The sequence below is a fragment of the Paracoccus saliphilus genome (assembly GCF_028553805.1).
Taxonomy (GTDB): Bacteria; Pseudomonadota; Alphaproteobacteria; order Rhodobacterales; family Rhodobacteraceae; genus Paracoccus; species Paracoccus saliphilus.
Genome location: NZ_CP067140.1, coordinates 1,691,014 through 1,705,686, shown reverse-complemented (window position 1 = coordinate 1,705,686; position 14,673 = coordinate 1,691,014). Strand labels below are relative to the sequence as shown.

At 63.0% G+C, this 14,673-nt stretch carries 16 protein-coding genes; 7 read left to right on the top strand and 9 right to left on the bottom strand.

Going from position 1 to position 14,673, the window contains the following annotated elements; genetic code table 11:
* Positions 1 to 17: 17 nt before the first annotated feature.
* Entirely contained in the window at positions 18 to 1,331 is a 1,314-nt protein-coding gene (locus JHX88_RS08130; RefSeq protein WP_076526155.1) for a short-chain fatty acid transporter, read from the top strand.
* A 136-nt stretch (positions 1,332 to 1,467) separates the two neighbouring features.
* On the opposite strand, the gene dinB is transcribed toward JHX88_RS08130, so the two are convergent.
* From dinB to JHX88_RS08115, 3 genes are read right to left on the bottom strand one after another with little or no spacing between them, the layout of a single operon-like run.
* Positions 1,468 to 2,583 carry a DNA polymerase IV gene (gene dinB / locus JHX88_RS08125; RefSeq protein WP_076526154.1) on the bottom strand — a complete coding sequence of 372 codons (1,116 nt, stop codon included), beginning with the start codon at positions 2,581 to 2,583 and terminating at the stop codon, positions 1,468 to 1,470.
* Entirely contained in the window at positions 2,580 to 3,299 is a 720-nt protein-coding gene (gene ygfZ / locus JHX88_RS08120; RefSeq protein WP_076526152.1) for a CAF17-like 4Fe-4S cluster assembly/insertion protein YgfZ, read from the bottom strand. The genes dinB and ygfZ overlap by 4 nt, the downstream gene beginning before the upstream one ends.
* Complete coding sequence (locus JHX88_RS08115) at positions 3,296 to 5,056, bottom strand: ABC transporter ATP-binding protein (RefSeq protein ID WP_419182366.1); 1,761 nt, start codon at positions 5,054 to 5,056, stop codon at positions 3,296 to 3,298. Before JHX88_RS08115 ends, ygfZ begins: the two co-directional genes overlap by 4 nt.
* A 178-nt stretch (positions 5,057 to 5,234) precedes the next feature.
* Here JHX88_RS08115 and JHX88_RS08110 point away from each other — a divergent pair, with 178 nt between their 5' ends.
* Positions 5,235 to 6,407 (top strand): pyridoxal-phosphate-dependent aminotransferase family protein, encoded by a 1,173-nt coding sequence (locus tag JHX88_RS08110; protein ID WP_076526150.1) that lies wholly within the window; start codon positions 5,235 to 5,237, stop codon positions 6,405 to 6,407.
* Between the two features lie 128 nt (positions 6,408 to 6,535).
* Here JHX88_RS08110 and JHX88_RS08105 read toward each other — a convergent pair whose 3' ends face one another.
* Positions 6,536 to 7,354 (bottom strand): hypothetical protein, encoded by an 819-nt coding sequence (locus JHX88_RS08105; protein ID WP_076526148.1) that lies wholly within the window; start codon positions 7,352 to 7,354, stop codon positions 6,536 to 6,538.
* 86 nt (positions 7,355 to 7,440) lie between these two features.
* Between JHX88_RS08105 and JHX88_RS08100 the strand changes: the two genes are divergently transcribed.
* From JHX88_RS08100 to JHX88_RS08090, 3 genes are read left to right on the top strand one after another with little or no spacing between them, the layout of a single operon-like run.
* On the top strand, positions 7,441 to 7,842 hold the full coding sequence (locus tag JHX88_RS08100; protein WP_141225828.1) for a PepSY domain-containing protein: 402 nt from the start codon (positions 7,441 to 7,443) through the stop codon (positions 7,840 to 7,842).
* A gap of 7 nt (positions 7,843 to 7,849) precedes the next feature.
* A complete protein-coding gene (locus tag JHX88_RS08095; protein ID WP_076526146.1) occupies positions 7,850 to 8,512 on the top strand; it encodes a response regulator transcription factor in 663 nt (220 codons plus the stop codon).
* Positions 8,512 to 9,807 (top strand): sensor histidine kinase, encoded by a 1,296-nt coding sequence (locus JHX88_RS08090; RefSeq protein ID WP_076526144.1) that lies wholly within the window; start codon positions 8,512 to 8,514, stop codon positions 9,805 to 9,807. Before JHX88_RS08095 ends, JHX88_RS08090 begins: the two co-directional genes overlap by 1 nt.
* A 35-nt stretch (positions 9,808 to 9,842) precedes the next feature.
* Here JHX88_RS08090 and thyX read toward each other — a convergent pair whose 3' ends face one another.
* Positions 9,843 to 10,754, bottom strand: a complete 912-nt coding sequence (thyX, locus tag JHX88_RS08085; RefSeq protein ID WP_076526142.1) for an FAD-dependent thymidylate synthase — start codon at positions 10,752 to 10,754, stop codon at positions 9,843 to 9,845.
* A gap of 148 nt (positions 10,755 to 10,902) precedes the next feature.
* Between thyX and JHX88_RS08080 the strand changes: the two genes are divergently transcribed.
* Positions 10,903 to 11,331: a VOC family protein gene (locus JHX88_RS08080; RefSeq protein WP_076526140.1), complete on the top strand. Its 429-nt coding sequence runs from the start codon at positions 10,903 to 10,905 to the stop codon at positions 11,329 to 11,331.
* A gap of 52 nt (positions 11,332 to 11,383) precedes the next feature.
* Here JHX88_RS08080 and JHX88_RS08075 read toward each other — a convergent pair whose 3' ends face one another.
* Positions 11,384 to 11,824, bottom strand: a complete 441-nt coding sequence (locus JHX88_RS08075) for a MarR family winged helix-turn-helix transcriptional regulator (protein ID WP_272848260.1) — start codon at positions 11,822 to 11,824, stop codon at positions 11,384 to 11,386.
* Between the two features lie 211 nt (positions 11,825 to 12,035).
* The gene (locus JHX88_RS08070; protein ID WP_076526138.1) at positions 12,036 to 12,338 is read right to left on the bottom strand and encodes an FAD assembly factor SdhE; all 303 of its coding nucleotides are present in this window, start codon (positions 12,336 to 12,338) and stop codon (positions 12,036 to 12,038) included.
* A 97-nt stretch (positions 12,339 to 12,435) separates the two neighbouring features.
* Here JHX88_RS08070 and JHX88_RS08065 point away from each other — a divergent pair, with 97 nt between their 5' ends.
* Positions 12,436 to 13,638, top strand: coding sequence for a pyridoxal phosphate-dependent aminotransferase (locus JHX88_RS08065; RefSeq protein WP_076526136.1), 1,203 nt, complete (start codon positions 12,436 to 12,438; stop codon positions 13,636 to 13,638).
* 87 nt (positions 13,639 to 13,725) lie between these two features.
* Here the strand turns inward: JHX88_RS08065 and JHX88_RS08060 are convergent, their stop codons facing one another.
* Together JHX88_RS08060 and JHX88_RS08055 are read right to left on the bottom strand one after the other, a co-directional pair.
* Entirely contained in the window at positions 13,726 to 13,866 is a 141-nt protein-coding gene (locus JHX88_RS08060) for a hypothetical protein (protein WP_176011442.1), read from the bottom strand.
* Between the two features lies 1 nt (position 13,867).
* The gene (locus JHX88_RS08055) at positions 13,868 to 14,650 is read right to left on the bottom strand and encodes a 3-hydroxybutyrate dehydrogenase (RefSeq protein WP_076526134.1); all 783 of its coding nucleotides are present in this window, start codon (positions 14,648 to 14,650) and stop codon (positions 13,868 to 13,870) included.
* Positions 14,651 to 14,673: the final 23 nt, after the last annotated feature.

The following is a 14,673-nucleotide window of genomic DNA, read 5'->3' as shown; positions in this document are numbered from 1 at the left end:
TTCGGAGGAGATTGCCGATGCTCAGAGTCCTGTCCCGGCCAGCCACCCGCCTGATGGAACGCTGGCTGCCCGATGCCTTCATCTTCGTCATCGTCCTGACCTTGCTGGCCGCAGTCGCGGCCATGGCAACGCAAGGAACCTCTCCTGTCGCGCTGGTCGAGATGTGGGGCAACGGTTTCTGGGCGTTGCTGCAATTCGCGATGCAGATGCTTCTGGTCCTGGTGACCGGCTTCATCCTGGCCAGTTCGCCTCCAATCAGGCGACTGCTCGCCGCCATCGCCGGACTGGCGACTTCGCGTGGTTCGGCGATCATCCTGGTGACGCTCGTGTCACTGGCGGCAAGCTGGCTGAACTGGGGCTTTGGCCTTGTCGTCGGCGCGATCTTCGCCAAGGAACTGGCACGCCAGATCCGCGTGGATTACCGATTGCTGGTCGCTGCGGCCTATTCCGGTTTCGTCATCTGGCATGGCGGGTTGTCCGGTTCGATCCCACTGACCATCGCAACCGAAGGCCATTTCACCGCTGAACAGATCGGGGTCGTCTCCACGTCCGAGACGATTTTCTCGACCTGGAACCTCTTGATCGTTCTGGCACTGGTCATCGCCGTGCCACTGGTCAACCGGCTGATGATGCCGCTCGAGCATGAGCAGGTGCTGGTCGATCCGGCCCAGTTGGGCGATACGAGCCAGCCCCACCGCCTGCCCCCCGATGCGACACCGGCGGAACGGCTGGAAAACAGCCGCATCCTGATGTGGCTGATCGGGGTGCCGGGGCTGATCTGGCTGGCCTTCTATTTCGCGGGCGGCGGCGGGATCAACCTCAACGTGGTGAACTTCCTGTTCCTGTCCCTGGGCATACTCTGCCACGGCACGGCCCGCAGCCTGCTGAGCGCGCTGGACGAAGGCGTTCGCGGCGGTGCGGGGATCGTGATCCAGTTCCCCTTCTATGCCGGTATCATGGCGATCATGACGGATAGCGGATTGGCCGCCAGCCTGTCGGAATGGTTCGTATCCATCTCGACCGCGCAGACATTGCCGTTCTGGAGCTTCATCAGCGCCGGGATCGTCAATATCTTCGTCCCCTCGGGCGGCGGGCAATGGGCGGTGCAGGCGCCGGTCATGCTGCCCGCAGCCGAGGCGTTGGGGGCCGATATCCAGCGCGTGGTCATGGGGGTGGCCTGGGGCGATGCCTGGACCAATCTTCTGCAGCCCTTCTGGGCCCTGCCGATGCTGGGCATCGCCGGCCTGAAAGCGCGCGACATCATGGGGTTCTGCGTCATTCAACTGCTGACCACAGGGATCATCATCGGGGCATTGCTGTATCTATTGTAACCACGTGGAAATAGCCGAACCACCGGAGGATGCGGCCCGCGATAGCTGGGGGGCTTTGCGCCCCCCAGACCCCCACAAGATATTTTCGTGAAAAAGAAAAGAGTTAGACGGCAGGCGGCGACCTGTCATCCCGACCCTAGCGATCCTCGAACAAATCGAGCTGGGCGTCGTCGCGATCCTCGTCCTGCTCGAAACCTGACAGGGTGATGCCCAGCAAACGGGCGCCGCGCGGGTCAGGCAATACGGTCGCGGCCAATTCACGGGCGAGCGCCAGCATCTCGGCCTCTGTTCCCACCGCATGCGGCAGGGTCCGGGCGCGGGTGACCTGCTTGAAATCCGAGAACTTGACCTTGACCGTCACGGTTCGGCCCTGCAGCTCGTTTCTGGAAACATGCCGCCAGACCTTTTCCGCCAGCGGTGCAAGGGCGTCATGCGCCTCTTCCAGGGTCATCAGGTCGGTGAAATAGGTATTCTCGGCCCCCACGGATTTGCGGATGCGGTCGGGGCTGACCCGGCGGTGATCGATCCCGCGCGAGATATTCCAGTAATACCGCCCCGATTTGCCGAAACGACGGGTGAGGAAATCCAGTTCCTGCGCGCGCAGATCGGCGCCGGTCTGAATGCCCATCGCCTGCATCTTCGCCGCCGTGGCCGGGCCTATACCATGGAATTTCCCCACCGGGAGGGTCAGCACGAAATCGGGCCCCCGCTCGGGAGGGATGACGCAAAGACCATCGGGCTTGTTCTGATCCGAGGCCAGTTTCGCCAGAAACTTGTTATAGCTTACGCCCGCACTGGCGGTCAGCCCAGTCATTTCCCGGATACGGGCCCGGATCTCTCGGGCGACCTGAGTGGCGGTCTGGCCGGGCCAGAGATGATCGGTCATGTCCAGATAGGCCTCGTCGAGCGACAGAGGCTCCACCAGCGGGGTGTAATCATGGAAAATATCGCGGATCTGGCCACTGACCGCGCGATAGACATCGAAGCGGTGGCGCACGAAGATCAGGTCCGGGCAAAGCCGCTTTGCCGTGACCGACGGCATGGCCGAGCGCACCCCGAACTTCCGCGCCTCGTAGCTGGCAGCCGCAACCACGCCGCGCAGCGCGGCGCCGCCCACTGCCACGGGCTTGCCCCGCAATTCCGGGTGATCGCGCTGCTCGACCGAGGCATAAAAGGCATCCATATCGATATGGATGATCTTGCGGACCTGTTCGGGTCCGGCATCACGGGGCGCATTCGCCCCACCCGTCATTCGACGAAGGCACGGGCCGCGCCCGCCTCCATCCCCTCGCCCAAACGGTCGAAGCGGACATGGGCGATGCCACGCCCGTTCGATTGGGTGAACAATGTCCCGACCGCGCGGCCGTCGCGGGTGATCGGCGTGCCGACCGGAGCCTCTCCCTCGATCCGCAGGGTCGTCAGCCCCTTGCGGAGCTCGGCCTTGTGCTTCATCCGCGCGGTAACCTCTTGCCCGACATAGCAGCCCTTGCGGAAATCGACGCCATGCAGGCGCTCGAACCCGGCCTCGAGGATGAAGCTCTCGTTCGGGAGCAGTTCAATCAATGTCTCGGGAATCGTGTGGGCTACCCGGATCGCGTCCCAATCGCTGCCATCCTCGCCGGTGCCGCCATACAGACGCCAGCCAAGCGCCTCGTGCCGCGGATCGGCGACCGCGCCTTCCGGGGCCGGGCCGGTGCCGCGCGCGACGGTCATGTCGACAGGTTCGAGCGTGACCTTGGAACGCAGCTTGTAAAGCGTCAGGCGACGCATCAGATCCTCGGTCAGATCGGCATGGACGTCGATCAACAGTGCATCATCCTGCGGCACGATCAGGAAATCCGCGAGGTATTTTCCCTGCGGCGTCAGAAGCGCCGCCCAACAGGGTGCGCGCGTGACATCGTTGGTCACGAGGCCTTGCAGGAAATCCACCCGGTCCTCTCCGGTGATGCGGATGATCTGGCGCGTCATGAAGGTTCTCCGAATTGCATTGCGACAAGGCTGGCATAGTTGCCGCCCCTGCTCATCAACTGGTCATGACTGCCCTGTTCGACAACCCTTCCGTCACTGATCACCACGATCTTGTCGGCATTGCGGATGGTCGAAAGCCGATGCGCGATGACCAGCGTGGTGCGCCCCTTGGAAAGCCGGTCCAGCGAGTCCTGCACCAGCCGCTCGCTCGCGGAATCCAGCGCACTTGTTGCCTCGTCCAGCAGCAGGATCGGCGCATCGCGCAGCACGGCACGGGCAATGGCCACCCGCTGACGCTGCCCTCCCGAGAGGGAAGAACCACGCGGCCCCGCGGCACTATCCAGACCCCGGCTCAGTCCATCGGTGAATTCCGAGACATGCGCGACCTCCAATGCCTGTCTGAGCGCGTTTTCGTCGGCATCGGGACGCCCCATCAGGATATTGTCGCGCAAGCTTTCATCGAATAGCGCAGCCTCTTGCGACACGGTCGAAAACTGGTCGCGAAGCGTTTCGAGATCGTATTCGGCGACCGGAATCCCTCCCAGCAAGACCCGCCCGCCATCGGGATCGACCATCCGGGTGAGCAGGTTGAACACGGTGGATTTGCCGGCCCCCGAGGGTCCGACCAGCGCGGTGGTCTGGCCCGCCTCGGCGCGAAAGCTCAGCCCGTGCAGCACTTGCTGGCCGTCATAGGACAGCCGCACGTCATCCAGTTCGATTGCGGTGTCGGCGGGCGCGTCGCGGCGCGGTCCGGGCAGAATGGTGGGATGCGTGTCCAGTATCTGGTAAATCCGCTCGAGACTCGCGGCGGCGGTCTGCCAACTGCCCGCCAGCCCGCCAAGGCGCCGCATAGGCTGGAAGGCCAGCGCCAATGCAGTGAAGAAGGACATGAAATCGCCGACGCTGCGCGTGCCCTCCATCACCTGGCTGCCGCCAAGCGCCAGCACCGCCACGAAACCGATACCGGTCACGATATCGGTCAGCGCGGGCATCAGCACACTGGTCGCGGCAACCTTGATCTCGGCCCGGCGGATACGCCCGATGATCTCGCCGAAACGCCGTGTCTGCGCCCCCTCGGCCCTGTTCAGCCGGATCGAGGCGATGCCATGCAGGATCTCGTCCAGCCGGGTGGCTCGCAGGCTGGCATTGGCCCGGGATTGCCGCATCTTGCGGCGGATATAGCGCTGGATCAGCGCCGCCGGCGCGACCAGCAGCGGTATCCCGATCAGCGCCGCCACCGTCCAGGTCGGATCGATGGTGACGGCGACCGCGAACAGCCCTATCAGCGAGATCACGTCACGCGTGGCGCCGGTGATGATGGTTGCCCAGACCCCCTGCACGGCGATGGTATCGCCCTGGATCCGCTCGATCAGCGCGCCGGGGGAATTGTCCCGGAAAAACCGGCCATCCAGCGTCAGGATATGCGCCAGCATGTCGCCCTGCATCTCGGTCGAGATGTTCAGCGAGATTCGTTTCAGCAATGACCGGCTGGCGATCAGGGTCAGTGCGCGCAGCAGGAATATCGAGAAGATCGCGCCACCGACCCACCAGAGCGCATCGGCCTCCTTGCCGACGAAGACCCGGTCGAAAAGCGGTTTCAGCATCCATGAGATCAGCGCCAGCGTCGAGCCTTCGATCGTCATCAGGGCAAAGGCCAGGGCCATGGAACCGCGATGCTGGTGAAGGTAGTTCTTCCAGAGCCTCCCGAACAGGCGACGTGATGGAAGCTCCTGCGTGGCGGATTGTGTCACGGGAATGATCATCTCCTTGGCCGAACCGGGAAGTTCCAACCCATGGCAGCCGGGCCGAAAACCTCTGTACCGCCATAGCCTGACCCGGCAGTCGCGGGCAAGCCGCGAGTCCGAACCCGGGTTACCCGTTGACGGCGGGCGGGAAGAGGCATACCGATTTTGCAGTTTGTGAAGGAAAGCCATCATGAGCCTGGCCTTTGGGCATCCCGTCATCGCCATTCCCGGTCCGTCGCCAACCCCGGACCGCGTGCTGCGCGCCCTGCATCGCGCCTCGCCCGATATTTACGGAGAGGAAGTGCCGGAACTGAACCTCCGCGTCATGGCACAGCTCAAGCGGCTTGCGGGGACGACGGCCAACCTTGCCCCCTATATCGGCAATGGCCATACAGGGTGGGAGGCCGCGGCGGCCAACATGTTTGCGCCGGGAGATCGGGCATTGGTGCTGGTCTCGGGGCATTTCGGCGCGTCATGGGCCGCCCAGATGGCAGAGATGGGTATCGCGGTCGAGATCATGGATTTCGACAATGCGCCGGTCGATCCGGAACGCCTTGCGGCAAGACTGGCAGAGGATCGCGAAGGGCTGATCCGCGCGGTGATGGTTTGCCAGACGGATACCGCGAGTTCCGCCGCCGCCGATATTCCCGCCATTCGTGCCGCGATGAAAGAACATCCGGCATTGCTGGTCGTCGATGCCATCGCTTCCCTGGGATGTTCACCGATGCATATGGATGACTGGGGCGTGGATGTCCTGATCTCGGCGAGCCAGAAAGGGCTGATGTGCCCCCCGGGGACGGCTTTCATCTGGTTCTCGGAGCGTGCCGCCGCGCGCGGACCCACTTCGTTCACGACTCCGGTCTGGGACTGGCATCGGCGCGCCGAAGCCGAGCCGCTATACCGCTTCTGGAGTGGCACCGCGCCAGTTCCGCAGCTCTTCGCTTTGGACGAGGCGCTGCGGATTCTCCTGGACGAAGAAGGGCTGGAAGCGGTCTGGGCACGTCATGCCGCCCTGGCCGAATCTGTCTGGGCGGCTGTCGAGGCCTGGGGCGCGGGGAACCCCGGTATCAGGCTTACCGTGGCCGAACCGGCGGGTCGCGCGCATTCCGTCACGGCGCTATCGCTACCCGAAGCCAATGCCTTGCGCAGTTGGGTGACGCAGAAGACCGGCGTCACCCTTGGCGTCGGACTCGGAGCCAAGGATCCCGACAACGCGCTGCGTGTCGCGCATATGGGTTACAGCAACGCCGCCATGATCATGGCCACGCTTGGCGCGATGGAGGCCGGGATGACCGCACTCTCCATCCCCCATGGCTCCGGCGCGCTCGATGCCGCCGCCAAGGTCATCGCGGCCCGCGCCTGATGCGGTAGCTCGAGACGGTTTTGGCAGTACCCCGGGGGTGCATGACATGGCCGCACCAAGCGCCCTTCTTCTTCATGCAAGTATCCCGGGGGTCCGGGGGCAGAGCCCCCGGCCTCTTACTGCATCGACTATCGCGCGGTCTCGCGGATGATTTCGCCCTTCGGATCCAGTTCCAAAGTCACGGATTCTCCCTGCGGATTGGTCGCTTCCAGCAGGATGCGCGGTCCATCTATATGCAGGAAACCGAACTTCTCGTAACCGGCATCCGACAACTGCTTGTTAACCTCGGAAGGTTCGAATTCCAGCGCGGGCATCCTCCGGGGACCGGCATCATTTCCATCGGGATTCGGAGCCATCCTACGCATATGCTTTTCCCGTGCTCCATCCCCGTGATCGGGTCCCCAGTGACGGCCCTCGCGATGCATTCTCTTGCCGTCCGGTCGCTTGTCATCGTCATCTCGGCCAAAGCGCAGCAGGCGGCCGTCCTGATCGAACAGCGCGAACATGTCCTCGCCCAGGGCATCCTCTCCCTTCACGCCAAGCATCTCGCGACGTGAGCCGATTTCCTCGATCACCGCAAATTGGCCGATCACCTCGTTGTCACGGATCGATTGCGGCAAGAGTGATTCGATCAACGCTTGCGGCAGCGGGCCGTCATCGGCCTCGACCCCTATCAGTTTTCCCGAATTATCAACGCGCGCCTCGATCTCGATGCCGTCACCGGTTCTGCCTTCGATCTCGCGGAAACCGCCACGCTTGATCTCGGATTCAATGTTTTCCAGCTTCAGCGCCTCGAGTTCCGGCGGCAGGGCGGGCTGCGCGGTTCCGGCAGGCGAGCCGGACGGGCGCTGATCGTCCTGCACCCCTGTCTGGGCCATGACGCCGCCACCGATGCTTGCGATTACGGCAATAATGGCCGTAGCACCCAAAATCTTATCTCTGCTCATGAAACATCCTTTCATTCTTGTCGATTGGCGGCAATTCCGCCACCGGACGAATCATGTTTAACCGTTCGGCGCCGAACGAAATGCCAATGAGCCATTTGGTTTTCGTTTGGTCGCAATTCGTCATAATGGCAGCCATGCACCGTCTCGCCCCGATCCTTGTCTCGCTGCTCATGATGCCGGTTCTGGCGGCCGGGCAGGATATCACGCCCCGGCCGGAGGCAACGATCAACGCATTCCGCCCCCTGCCCCTGCACGAGATCGCGGAATCGGTCAGCGCCCGCTACCGGGGGCGTATCATCGCGGCGGATATCAGGCCCCCGCATCCCTTCGAACGGCAATTGGGAGCCGAGCTCATATATGAAATCCGGCTGATCACCCCCCAAAACAACCTGCTGAATATACGTCTGGACGCCCGGACGGGGCGATATATGGAGATCGCGGGGCGCGGCCAGATAGAGGCACGCAAGCAGACAGAGGACAAGAAATGAGGGAACCATGCGGGCTTTGATCGTCGAGGATGACCCGGTTCTGTCCGAACAGCTTGCTACGGCCATGCGCGACGCGGGTTTCGTCACCGATCTGGCGATGGACGGCACTCAGGGCGAATACCTGGGCGCGACGGAAAGCTATGACGTGGCGGTGCTGGATCTCGGGCTGCCCGGCATGCCGGGAATCGATGTGCTGACCCGCTGGCGCGACCAGGGGATCGGGATGCCGGTACTGATCCTGACCGCACGCGGCGACTGGACCGACAAGGTCGCGGGATTCCGGGCTGGGGCCGATGACTATGCCGTGAAGCCGTTTCGCCTCGACGAGGTCGTGCTGCGCGCACAGACCCTGATCCGCCGCGCCGCCGGCCATGCCCGCCCGGTGATCGAGGCGGGATCCTTGCAGCTGGACAGCCAGCTTGGGCTGATCACCCGCGACGGCATGGCCCTGAAACTGACGGCCTTCGAGACCCGCATTCTCAGCTACCTGATTCACCACAAGAACCGCATCGTCAGCCGCACCGAACTGAGCGAGCATCTTTACGAGGCCGACACCGACCGCGACTTCAAATCCATCGAGGTGGTCATCGGACGCCTGCGCAAGAAGATCGGCGACGGCATGATCGAGACGCGGCGCGGCGAGGGCTATATCCTGCGGGCAGCTGCCTGATGCGATCGATCCGGGGGCGGCTTCTGATCCTGGCGGCGGTATGGCTGAGCGTGGCGTTGCTGGCGGCTTTCCTGTTCATATCGCAACTGCTGGAAAGCTTCGTGACCGACCGTTTCGATGCCGAAGCGGCGGCCATTTCGGATGCCCTGACCGCCTCGCTGGAGGTCGATGACAGCCGGGTCGAGCTTGACGATGCCCCGTCTGACCCGCGATTCCTGCTTCCCCTCAGCGGCTGGTATTGGCAGATCGCGGCAGATGGTCGTGTCGTGGCACGTTCAGATTCGCTGCTGGACGGGCGGCTGGATGGTCCCGCGGGAGATTTCGTAGGCGGCCATGGCACCGGCGCGGATGGCGCGGAATTGCGAGTCCTCCGGCGCGAAGTGACGATCCCGGACAGTGCCTCGCGGATCGCCATCACGGTCACTGCGCCGCAAGCCCGGATCGATGACAACCTGCACCAGATCATCCGGCCTCTGGCGATCGCGCTGGCGATTTTGGGGCTTGGCCTCGCCGTGGCCAGCCTGTTGCAAGTGACCATGGGGCTGCGCAGTCTTGACCGGTTGCGCGCGGATCTCGCGGCAGTGCGGGCCGGTCATGCGCACCGCCTCACCCTGCCCGATGTCAGCGAATTGCGCCCCTTGACGGGCGAGATCAATGCCAGCCTCGATCAGAACGCCAATCTGCTGGCCCGCTCGCGTCAGCATCTGGGCAATCTCGCCCATTCGCTCAAGACGCCCCTTTCGGCGCTTTCGAATGAGTTGCCGGGCGATCATCATGGCCAGGCGCTGATTACCCGGATGGACCGGCTGATCGGCTGGCATTTGCGACGCGCCCGCTCGGCCGGTCCGCGCGAATTGGGGCAGCGCGTCCCGGTCCGTCCGGTCATCGATGATATCTTGCTGGTGCTGCGCTGGCCGGTTCACGACAAGGGCATGACGGTGCAGACAGATTGCCCGGACCATGCGGGTTTCGCGGGCGAGAGGCAGGACCTGGAAGAGATGATCGGCAACCTGACCGAGAATGCCGTCAAATGGGGGAAAAGCCGCGTGGTCATAAGCGTTACCCCCGCCGGGAACCACCTGGACATCCGCATCGAGGATGACGGGCCGGGCATGGCCGAGACCGACGCCCCGCGCGCCCTGATCCGAGGCGCAAGGCTGGACGAGCAAGGCCCCACGGGATCCGGGCTTGGGCTTGCGATCGTCGCGGACCTTGCGGCGCTGCATGGCGGAGAGTTGCGGCTGGAACGCGCCCGGCTTGGCGGGCTGGCAGCGGTGCTGCGCCTGCCAGCCTGAGCTTCACGACAGGCAGGGCAGCCTCACGCCCCGCCTTATCCCCAGATTTCCTCGAACTCCCGCCATTCGCGCGCGCTCATCCCTGATTGCTCTTGCGTCACCGTTTCTCCCGCCAGACGCCGCTTCAGCACGGCAATGGCCTGCGCGGACAGGCTGACCGACTCCATTCGGTAATCGCGGAACGCCGCGAACGCCGCCGGAACCCAATCCGCCACGATCCCGCAAAGCGCGTCGGCATAGGCGCGAATCTCGAACTGCGCATGGGCATCGGCGCGCAAGCGGAGGAAATGCAGCAGGTTGTGCAGATCGACCTTCCAATACCACTGGGTATAGATATTGGCGGGCAGGTTCATCCGGGCCAGCTCGCGCGCCAGCCCCTGCTGGCCGTCCTGGCTCAGCATCGCCTCGTAATGGTCATAGCTGCGCATCGAATCCTCGCGCAGCAGATCCAGCACGCGCGCCGCCTCTTCGCCCTGCAGAACCTCGTCCCGGCCCTGGTTGTTCTGTTGCGATTGCGCGGCCAGATGCTCGGGCGCGGGAATGTAGAACTCGCGGTCGAGGATCGAGTAGCGGGCTGAATACTCGTTCACATTGGCAGTGCGGTGGCGGATCCACTGCCGCGCGACGAAAACCGGCAGCTTGACATGCAGCTTGACCTCGCACATTTCGAACGGGGTCGAGTGCCAGTGCCGCATCAGGTAGCGGATCAACCCCTCGTCATTCTGCACCGATTTCGTGCCGCGCCCATACGAAACCCGCGCCGCCTGACAGATCGCCGCATCGTCGCCCATGTAATCCACCACCCGGACGAAACCGTGATCCAGCACCGGATGGGCGGTGTAGAGATGCCGTTCCATCCCCTCGGAGACCACCCGCAAGGTCTGGCGTGGGGATTGGCGCAACTGGTCTATCTCGGCCTGCTGTTCGGGGGTGACTGGCGTATTCATGGTGGATCATCTCTCGTTCTGACACATCATCTTGTGCCATCCGCAGCCGAGTCGTTCAACCGAATTGCATCGGAACCGATCCGATTGCCAGTCCTGCCAGAGCATGACAATCTGTCGCCCGATCGGCATTCCAGCAAGGAGACTCGCAATGAATATCCGCTATCTGCACACCATGGTCCGGGTAAAGGATCTGGACAAGACAATGGAATTTTTCCGCCTTCTGGGGCTGGAGGAGACCCGCCGCATCGACAATGACAAGGGCCGTTTCACGCTGGTCTTCATGGCCCCGCCGGGACAGGAGGAATGCCCGGTCGAACTGACCTATAACTGGGACGGAGACGAGGGCCTGCCATCGGACAGCCGCCATTTCGGCCATCTCGCCTATCGCGTCGGCAATATCTACGACATGTGCCAGACGCTGCAGGATGCCGGCGTGACCATCAACCGCCCCCCGCGCGACGGGCATATGGCCTTCGTGCGCAGCCCCGACAATATCTCGATCGAATTGCTGCAAGAGGGCGATGCCCTGGCGCCCGCCGAACCCTGGGCGAGCATGGACAATACCGGTCACTGGTAACGCATCGCCCCGCCATGCCGTTTTCCATGGCGGGGCGCGACTCGTGCCAGGGTCAATAGATATAGCGTATCCGCTCGCTCCAGAAGGCATCGATATGGCGAAGTTGCTGGTTGACCCTTGTCAAAGGCGGGTCGCTCAGAATCCCTGACTGATGCAGCCCTTGGGCATGGCGGATGAACAATTCGCGCATGACATGGCGTATCTTGAGCCCCTCATCCGTCAGCCTCACCCGGACGGAACGGCGGTCCAGATCGCATCGTTCATGGTGAACATAGCCCATCGCCACCAGCTTTTTCAGGTTATAGCTCACATTCGAGCCCTGATACATGCCGCGTGACCGCAATTCGCCGGCGCTAACCTCGTCCTCGCCGAGATTGTAGAGGATAAGCGCCTGAACCGGCGTCAGGTCCTGCCGACCCAAACGCTCGAATTCATCCTTGATCAGATCCAGCAAACGCCGATGCAACCGCTCCAGCAGTTGGAGGGTCTGCATATAAGCTTCGATATTTTCCGAAGCCTTGTTGGAATATTCACCCGAGTCCAAGGCGATCCGAACTTGTGGCACACGGGAAAGCATAGCCGGATTTATCCTGTCTTGCGTCTCGATTGACCCAAGAATGTCCGGGAAAAGCGAATCTTCGGTTAAGCCGCCGCAGATACTGAAAATATGATCGAATTTCCTTGGCCGGAGTGCCGCAGGCAGGCTACCTGCCTGACGCGGCGAAACGCCCGGCCGCATGCGCCGCGATCCTGTCCAGCAGCGGTGCAAGCGCGGCCGGTTCTGTCCCGTCCCCCTGCCCGCTCAACCGGGCAGTGATCCAGCGATACAGATCCTGGTCGTTTTCCGTCAGCAGAGCCTCGTATATGCCATATTCGGCATCATCCAGCTCTTGCAGGGGCCCGTCCGAGAACGGCCCGAGGATCAGGTCCATCTCCTTCATGCCGCGCCGCCAACTGCGCATCCGCAACCGCCGCAGCCGGGTATCCGGGGTATCTGCTTCTGCCATGGCCCTGCTCTCCTTGCCGTTCCGCCGATGCTTGTGGCCCGGCGGCAAACAACCTATGCCATGACAGGACCAAGTTCAAACCAGCAGGACCGGCAGAATGAGCTTTCTTTCCGATACGCTCGCACGGGTGAAACCTTCCCCCACCATCGCCATGACGACACGGGCCGCCGAGTTGCGCGCCGAGGGCCGTGACATCATCGGCCTCTCTGCCGGAGAGCCTGATTTCGACACGCCGGAACATATCCGGCAAGCGGGGAAGGCAGCGATCGATGCCGGGCATACGCGCTATACGGCGGTAGACGGCACACCTTCGCTGAAACGCGCCATCTGCGATAAATTCGCGCGCGAGAACGGGCTGGATTATGCGCCGTCGCAGATCACTGTCGGTACCGGCGGCAAGCAGATCCTGTTCAATGCGCTGATGGCCACGCTGAATCCCGGCGACGAGGTGGTCATCCCCGCGCCCTATTGGGTCAGCTATCCGGACATGGTGCTGCTGGCAGGTGGCACGCCGGTCATCGTTCCCTGCGGCATCGCTGACGGCTTCCGCCTGACTCCGCAGGCGCTGGAGGCCGCGATCACGCCGCGCACGAAATGGCTGATCCTGAACTCGCCCTCGAATCCTTCCGGGGCTGGCTATCACCGCGACCATATGCGCGCACTGACCGATGTACTGCTGCGACATCCCGACATATGGGTGCTCAGCGACGATATCTATGAGCATCTCGTCTTCGATGATTTCGAGTTCACCACCCCGGCGCAAATCGAGCCTCGCCTGAAGGACCGCGTGCTGACCATGAACGGCGTCAGCAAGGCCTATGCGATGACCGGCTGGCGCATCGGTTACGGTGCAGGACCCGAGCCGCTGATCAAGGCGATGGCCAAGCTGCAATCGCAATCGACATCGAATCCCTGCTCGATCAGCCAATACGCCGCCGAAGCCGCCCTGACCGGCCCGCAGGACTATATCTCGACCAGCCGGGCGGTGTTCCAGCGCCGCCGCGACCTGGTGGTCGAAGGGCTGAACGCCTGCCCCGGCATCGACTGCCCGACCCCACAGGGCGCCTTCTATGTCTATCCATCCATCGCGGGCTTGCTCGGCAAGACCTCCCCCACCGGCACCAGGATCGACAGTGACGAAGCCTTCGCCAATGCGCTGCTCGAGGAAACCGGCGTCGCCGTGGTCTTCGGAGCCGCCTTCGGCCTCAGTCCGCATTTCCGTATCTCTTACGCGACCAGCGACGAACAACTGACCGAAGCCATGTCCCGCATCCGCCGCTTCTGCGAAACATGTAGCTGAGGGCAGCCGAAAAGCGCGACCCGCCCCCTTCTTCTTCATGCAAATATCCGCGCCGCAGGCACGCCGCCCACAAGGGGCGGCGTTCGCTCACTGCTCCGATCCATCGGACAGCTTGTCCGAACCCGTCTTCTTCACACCCAGATGACAGGGAATCTTGAACCGCCGGTTCTTCTCGGCCCGCCGCTTCGACCAGCGGTCAAGCCAGCGCCAGAAACCCCGAATCCTCATCTCACAGCGCCGTCCAGCCGCCATCGACGCTGATCGTCGTTCCGGTGATCTGGGCCGCCGCATTGCTACACAGGAAGACGGTCGTGTCACCGATTTCCTCGACAGTGGCGAATTCCTTCGAGGGCTGCCGTTCCAGCATCACCTTCTTGATCACGTCCTCGCGGCTCATGTCATATTCCTTCATCGTATCGGGAATCTGCGCCTCGACCAGCGGAGTCAGGACATAGCCCGGACAAATCGCGTTGCAGGTGATCTTTTCCTGCGCGGTCTCGAGCCCGGTCACCTTGGTCAGTCCGACAACGCCGTGCTTGGCGGTGACATAGGCCGATTTGAACGGGCTTGCCGTCAAACCATGGGCCGAGGCGATATTGACGATCCGCCCCCACCCGGCCTTGCGCATCATCGGCAGGGCCGCCGCGGTCGTGTGAAAGGCCGAGTTCATGTTGATGGCGATGATCGCATCCCATTTCTCGACCGGGAATTCCGGGATCGGCGCGACATGCTGGATACCGGCATTGTTGACCAGGATATCGCAGGCCCCGGCCTTCTCGATCAGCGCACGGCATTCGTCCGCCTTCGACATGTCGGCCTTGATGTAGCGCACCTTCACACCATGCTCGCGCGCCATTTCCTCGGCCAACGCGTGATCCTCGTCACGGTCGGTAAAGCTGTTCAGCACGACCCCGGCACCCGCCTTGGCCAATTGATGAGCCACGCCCAGGCCGATACCGGAATTCGACCCCGTCACAACCGCAGTCTTGCCCGTCAGAAATTTCTCAAACATCACGTCCTCGAACTTGCGTTTTA

Excerpts from the sequence above, each read along its gene's own strand:
- JHX88_RS08090 (WP_076526144.1), top strand. The coding sequence starts at position 8,512 with ATGCGATCGATCCGGGGGCGGCTTCTGATCCTGGCGGCGGTATGGCTG.
- JHX88_RS08110 (WP_076526150.1), top strand. The coding sequence starts at position 5,235 with ATGAGCCTGGCCTTTGGGCATCCCGTCATCGCCATTCCCGGTCCGTCG.
- JHX88_RS08095 (WP_076526146.1), top strand. The coding sequence starts at position 7,850 with ATGCGGGCTTTGATCGTCGAGGATGACCCGGTTCTGTCCGAACAGCTT.
- JHX88_RS08105 (WP_076526148.1), bottom strand. The coding sequence starts at position 7,354 with ATGAGCAGAGATAAGATTTTGGGTGCTACGGCCATTATTGCCGTAATC.
- ygfZ (WP_076526152.1), bottom strand. The coding sequence starts at position 3,299 with ATGACGCGCCAGATCATCCGCATCACCGGAGAGGACCGGGTGGATTTC.
- JHX88_RS08055 (WP_076526134.1), bottom strand. The coding sequence starts at position 14,650 with ATGTTTGAGAAATTTCTGACGGGCAAGACTGCGGTTGTGACGGGGTCG.
- JHX88_RS08080 (WP_076526140.1), top strand. The coding sequence starts at position 10,903 with ATGAATATCCGCTATCTGCACACCATGGTCCGGGTAAAGGATCTGGAC.
- JHX88_RS08130 (WP_076526155.1), top strand. The coding sequence starts at position 18 with ATGCTCAGAGTCCTGTCCCGGCCAGCCACCCGCCTGATGGAACGCTGG.
- JHX88_RS08075 (WP_272848260.1), bottom strand. The coding sequence starts at position 11,824 with ATGCAGACCCTCCAACTGCTGGAGCGGTTGCATCGGCGTTTGCTGGAT.
- JHX88_RS08065 (WP_076526136.1), top strand. The coding sequence starts at position 12,436 with ATGAGCTTTCTTTCCGATACGCTCGCACGGGTGAAACCTTCCCCCACC.
- JHX88_RS08070 (WP_076526138.1), bottom strand. The coding sequence starts at position 12,338 with ATGGCAGAAGCAGATACCCCGGATACCCGGCTGCGGCGGTTGCGGATG.
- thyX (WP_076526142.1), bottom strand. The coding sequence starts at position 10,754 with ATGAATACGCCAGTCACCCCCGAACAGCAGGCCGAGATAGACCAGTTG.
- JHX88_RS08060 (WP_176011442.1), bottom strand. The coding sequence starts at position 13,866 with ATGAGGATTCGGGGTTTCTGGCGCTGGCTTGACCGCTGGTCGAAGCGG.
- dinB (WP_076526154.1), bottom strand. The coding sequence starts at position 2,583 with ATGACGGGTGGGGCGAATGCGCCCCGTGATGCCGGACCCGAACAGGTC.
- JHX88_RS08100 (WP_141225828.1), top strand. The coding sequence starts at position 7,441 with ATGAGCCATTTGGTTTTCGTTTGGTCGCAATTCGTCATAATGGCAGCC.